Genomic DNA, 5,346 nt, shown 5'->3' with positions numbered 1-5,346 from the left:
TGCCGCCGGGATGGCTGGTCGAGGTCACGGTCACCGCGAGCCGCGTGCCGGCACGCGCGGCAAGGTAGACGGCACAGGCCCATCACCGGCGCCTGGCGCCTGAAGTTGCGCGGTGTGCGCGGAGCGCGGCAGGCCGTGGGTGCCGCCGGGGCCGCTTGCCATCTTTTGCCTGGGCACAGCATAATGCAACACTGTTGCATTATGCGTGGCGAGGTTTTGGATGATGACCGGTATCGGCGAACGTAGCGAACGCAGCGAACATGGCGAGGCCCGCAAGACGAGCGGCAATCCCGTCATCGACCTGCAAGGCATCGCATTTGCATGGCCCGGGCAGGCGGCGGCTTGCCTGCGTCTTGAGCGGTTCCGGCTGGACGCGGGCGAGCAGGTGTTCGTGTGCGGGCCCAGCGGCAGTGGCAAGAGCACCCTGCTGTCGATGCTGGCCGGCGTGCTGCTGCCGCAGCAAGGCAGCGTGCGCGTGCTGGGCACCGCGCTGGGCGCGTTGTCCGCCGCGCAGCGCGACCGCTTGCGCGCCGATCATGTTGGCCTGGTCTTCCAGCAGTTCAACCTGCTGCCCTACCTGTCTGTCGTGGACAACGTGCTGCTGCCTTGCCGCTTTTCGCCCAGCCGGCGCGAGCGTACGGCGGCGCAGGGCGAGACGCCGGAAGCCGCCGCGCAAGCGCTGCTCAGGCAGCTCGACCTGTCGCCCGCCCTGTGGCAGCGCCCCGTCACCCGGCTCTCGGTTGGCCAGCAGCAGCGCGTGGCGGCGGCGCGCGCGCTGATCGGCTGTCCCCAGGTGGTGCTGGCCGATGAGCCCACCTCCGCGCTGGACGCGCCGCGCCAGCAGGCCTTCATGGCGTTGCTGCAGCGGGAATGCGGCATCGCCGGCGCCAGCCTGGTGTTTGTCAGCCATGACGAGCGCTTGTCGGCGGGCTTCTCGCGCAGGCTGTCGCTGCCGGCGGTCGATACGATGGACGCGATGGACGGGATCAATGCGATGGAGCCGGCACGATGCTGATGCTCTCGATGGCCGCGCGCAGCGCGTGGAACCGCCGCTTCAACCTGCTGCTGATGCTGCTGGCGATTGCCATGTCCGTCGCCATGCTGCTGGGCGTGGAGCGTATCCGGCATGCGGTGCGGGCGAGCTTCGCGCAGTCGGTGTCCGGCACCGACCTGGTGGTCGGCGCGCGCGCCAGCCCGATCCAGTTGATGCTCTACACCGTGTTCCACCTCGGCGGGGCCACCAACAATATGACCTGGGGCAGCGTCGAGCGGCTGGCGCGGCATCCGGCGGTGGCGTGGACCATTCCGCTCTCGCTGGGCGACTCGCACCGCGGCTTCCCGGTGCTGGCGACCACGGCCAGCTACTTCACCCACTACCGCTACGGGGATCGCCGTGCGCTGGAGCTGGCGCAGGGCAGGCCGTTCGCGGCGTTGTTTGATGCCGTGCTTGGCGCCGAGGTGGCGAGCCGGCTGGGCTACCGCGTGGGCGATCGCATCGTGCTCAGCCACGGCGACAGCGAAGACGAAGGCCCGCTGCATGCCGATCATGCCAGCCACCACGCACATGGCGACAAGCCCTTCGTGGTCAGCGGCATCCTGGCGCGTACCGGCACGCCGGTGGACCGCACCGTGCATATCGGCCTGGAAGCCATGCAAGCCATCCACCTCGGCTGGGAGGGCGGCGTGCCGCTGCCGGGCCTGGCGATCCTGCCGGAGCAGGTGCGCAAGTTCGACCTCACGCCCCATAGCGTGACGGGCGTGCTGGTCGGCCTGAAGCTGAGGTCGCAGGTCTTTGCCGTGCAACGCGAGATTGCCGAGGACCCGCATGAGCCGTTGATGGCGGTGCTGCCGGGCGTGGCGCTGGACGAGCTATGGCGCGTCATCGGTGTGGCCGAGCGTGCCATGCTGCTGGTGTCGGCGCTGGTGGTGGTGGTCGGGCTGGCGGGGCTGGCGTCCTCCATCCTTGCCGCGCTGGGCGAGCGGCGGCGCGAGCTGGCCATCCTGCGCGCGGTCGGCGCCCGCCCGCGCGACCTGCTGGCGATGCTGGCGCTGGAAGGGCTGGTGGTGATGGCCGCCGGCGCGCTGCTCGGGCTCGTGTTGCTGAGCGCGCTGGCGGCGGCGTTTGGCCCCTACCTGGAAGCCACGTACGGCGTGGCCTTGCAGGCGGTCTGGCCCACGCCGGGCGAATGGCCGCTGCTTGCCGCCGCGGTGGCGGCCGGCTTCTGCGTGAGCCTGCTGCCGGGGTGGCGTGCTTACCGCCTTAGCCTGGCCGACGGGCTGGTGCCGACCACATGATGAGGGAGAAGACCGTCATGGCCCCTCATGCACAGCGTGCTTTGTTTGTGCTCACTGTCATGTCATCGGAGTGGCCATTGGGGGCGCGGCGTATTTCTTCCGGCCGCTGCCGCCGCCGCAAGCCAAAGCGGGTTCAGCCACTGCCAAGCCGCCCGCCTACGCGATAGGCGAGGCGCTGCAACCCGCGCCCGCCGCACCCGACTCGGCCCTGCGCGAGATCGACTGGCAGGCCTTGCTGCCGAAGGGCTGGGATCCGCTTGCGCCCTTCAAGGGCCTGAAGCTCGATGCGCTGGAGGACGGCGACCCGCGCGCGCAGATCGCCCTGTACAGGGCCCGGCAGTACTGGAAGAACGCACCCGTGGAGTCCAAGATCGATGGCGCCGCCGTGCGCATTGCCGGCTTTGTCGTCTCGCTCGATGGGGAGGGCGAGGCGATCCGCGAGTTCCTGCTGGTGCCGTACTTTGGCGCGTGCATCCATGTGCCGCCGCCGCCCGCCAACCAGGTCATCCATGTGCGCACGGACAAGCCGCTGGCGGGGCTGCGCACCATGGACACCGTGTGGATCAGCGGCGCGATGCGGGTCGAGCGGGCGGACATCATGATGGGCCATGCCGGCTACGCCATGCCCGCGGCGAGGGTGGAGCCCTATCTTCCGCCGGCGCGCCACTAATGCAACTAAGTTGCAAGTATGGCTCTGCGCGGGCTCAATCCGCGGGCCCGGATCGAGTCCACGGCATTCGGCAGGATCGCGCTCGATCCGTTTCCAGTCTGGGGCTAGGCACGGTGGCGCTACGGCACGGCGGCGCAGGCAGTGCGCAGCACATATCGTGTGCGGGCCGCCCATTCTTGCGCGGGAATCAAATATGTTCTGCACGCCGCCCGGTTTTTCTCTGTATGGGTAGCGCGGATACTCGGGTCATGTTCATCCGGCCACGGCCACAGTCTCTCGGCCCCGACCCAATCGACGCGCTTCGCAGCCCGGTCCCAGGAGCAATCCCATGCAAATCTTCATCACCGGCGCGACCGGCTTTATCGGCGGCTCTGTCGCTGCCCACTTCATTGCCGCAGGACATAGCGTGCGCGGCCTGGTCCGCAATCCGGCACAGGCCGCACAGCTGGCCACGCGCGGCGTCGTGCCCGTGCAGGGCACGCTCGATGACGCCGCCCTGCTGACGCGCGAAGCCGCCCAAGCCGACGGCGTGATCAACGCCGCCAGCAGCGACCACCGCGCCGCTGTAGCGGCGCTGCTGGCCGGCTTGCGCGACTCGGGCAAGCCGTTGCTGCATACCAGCGGCTCCAGCGTGATCGGCGACGATGCCGGCGGCAATGCCTTGTCGCCGCGTATCTTCGACGAGGAAACACCGTTCGTGGTGGAGGCGGGCAAGCAGGCGCGCCACGCCATCGACCAGATGGTGCTGTCAGCCGCTGCAGATGGCGTGCGCAGCGCCGTGCTGTGCAACAGCATGATCTACGGCGTTGGCGCCGGGCTGCATGCCGACAGCGTGCAGATTCCGCCGCTGGTGGCACAGGCCAGGCAAAGCGGCGTGGTGCGCATCGTCGGCGCTGGCGTGAACCGCTGGTCCAACGTGCATATCGCCGATGTCGTGGACCTCTATGCGCGCGTGCTCGACAGCGCGCCCGCAGGCGCCTTCTATTTCGTCGAGAACGGCGAGGCGTCGTACGCCGAGATCGGCGCTGCCATTGCCCGGCGGCTCGGCCTCGGGCCCGTGCAGTCCTGGTCGGTCGAAGAGGCCACGCCCACCTGGGGCGAAGGCCAGTCGCGCTACTCCTTCGGCTCCAACAGCCGCGTGCGCGCACAGCGCGCGCGCTCGGAGCTGGGCTGGCAGCCCCGGCACGCGTCGGTGACGGCATGGATCGAGAACGAGATGCCGCTCGCCTGACGCCCCACCTGAAACACTGAAACGCGGAATCATTCAGGCCATGGCCGCAGCCGGCCGTGACCGCTAACGCATGACCTGACAAAGGAAAACACAATGTCCATCCCCGCCATCGGCCTAGGTACCTTCCGCCTGCAAGGCCAGACCGTCATCGACTCCGTGCGCAACGGCCTCGACGTTGGCTACCGCGCCATCGACACCGCGCAGATCTACGGCAACGAGGCCGAGGTTGGCCAGGCCATTGCCGAGAGCGGCGTGGCTCGCTCGGACCTGTTCCTGACGACCAAGATCTGGACCGGGAACCTGTCGCGCGACAAGCTGGCGGCCAGCCTCAAGGACAGCCTTGCCAAGCTGCGTACGGATCATGTCGACCTGACGCTGATCCACTGGCCGTCGCCGGATGATGCGGTGCCGGTTGCTGAATTCATGAGCGCGCTGGCCGAGGCTCGCGAGCAGGGGCTGACTCGTCAGATCGGGGTGTCCAATTTCACGATCAGGCTGATGCAGCAGGCCATCGATGTGGTTGGGGCGGGTGCTATTGCTACCAACCAGGTCGAGTTGCATCCGTTCTTGCAGAACCGCAAGGTGGTTGATTTTGCTCGTAGCCAGGGGATTCACATCACTTCGTATATGACATTGGGCTATGGCAAGGCTTTGCAGGATCCGGTGATTCAGGGGATTGCTCAGCGGCATGGGGCTACGGCTGCGCAGGTGGTGTTAGCTTGGGCTATGCAGCTTGGTTATGCGGTGATTCCTTCTTCTACCAAGCGTGCCAATCTGGAGAGCAACCTTGGGGCGCTGGCTGTTCGCCTGTCTGAGCAGGATATGGCTGATATTGCTGCGCTGGATCGAGGTGGGCGGTTGACTAGTCCGGAGGGGTTGGCGCCTGAATGGGATTGACGTTGGTGGGTTGGTTGGCTTAAGTGCGACTGCAACTGCAACTGCAACTGCAACTGCTTAAAGTCAACTGCAGTTTCACCACCCCTGCGGGGCGGCGACCTACTTTTTTGTCTTGCCAAAAAAGTAGGCAAAAAAGGCGCGCCGGATGGGGCGACTGCCCCTCGGGATTCGACGAAAAGAGCGGCCGGGACCCAAACTCGCATCGCCTTAAGGCGATACTCAGACATGGGTCCCTCTTTTCCGCTCTTTTCGC

The 5,346-nt window shown here is 67.3% G+C and carries 5 protein-coding genes; all 5 read left to right on the top strand.

Annotated elements, in window-relative coordinates:
* Nucleotides 1-220: 220 nt before the first annotated feature.
* The 5 genes from ACYP5B_RS32730 (at nt 221) to dkgB (ending at nt 5,093) form a co-directional block, all read left to right on the top strand.
* Nucleotides 221-1,015: an ABC transporter ATP-binding protein gene (locus ACYP5B_RS32730; protein WP_459572394.1), complete on the top strand. Its 795-nt coding sequence runs from the start codon at nt 221-223 to the stop codon at nt 1,013-1,015.
* Complete coding sequence (locus tag ACYP5B_RS32725) at nt 1,009-2,295, top strand: ABC transporter permease (protein ID WP_459572393.1); 1,287 nt, start codon at nt 1,009-1,011, stop codon at nt 2,293-2,295. The genes ACYP5B_RS32730 and ACYP5B_RS32725 overlap by 7 nt, the downstream gene beginning before the upstream one ends.
* A 70-nt stretch (nt 2,296-2,365) precedes the next feature.
* Entirely contained in the window at nt 2,366-2,965 is a 600-nt protein-coding gene (locus tag ACYP5B_RS32720) for a DUF3299 domain-containing protein (protein WP_459572392.1), read from the top strand.
* Nucleotides 2,966-3,293: 328 nt separating this feature from the next.
* The gene (locus ACYP5B_RS32715) at nt 3,294-4,196 is read left to right on the top strand and encodes an NAD-dependent epimerase/dehydratase family protein (protein WP_400095755.1); all 903 of its coding nucleotides are present in this window, start codon (nt 3,294-3,296) and stop codon (nt 4,194-4,196) included.
* A 93-nt stretch (nt 4,197-4,289) separates the two neighbouring features.
* Entirely contained in the window at nt 4,290-5,093 is an 804-nt protein-coding gene (dkgB, locus tag ACYP5B_RS32710; RefSeq protein ID WP_459572391.1) for a 2,5-didehydrogluconate reductase DkgB, read from the top strand.
* Nucleotides 5,094-5,346 lie beyond the last annotated feature (253 nt).

Source organism: Cupriavidus sp. 8B (assembly GCF_054589115.1).
This window is presented reverse-complemented; position numbering and strand designations above follow the sequence as displayed.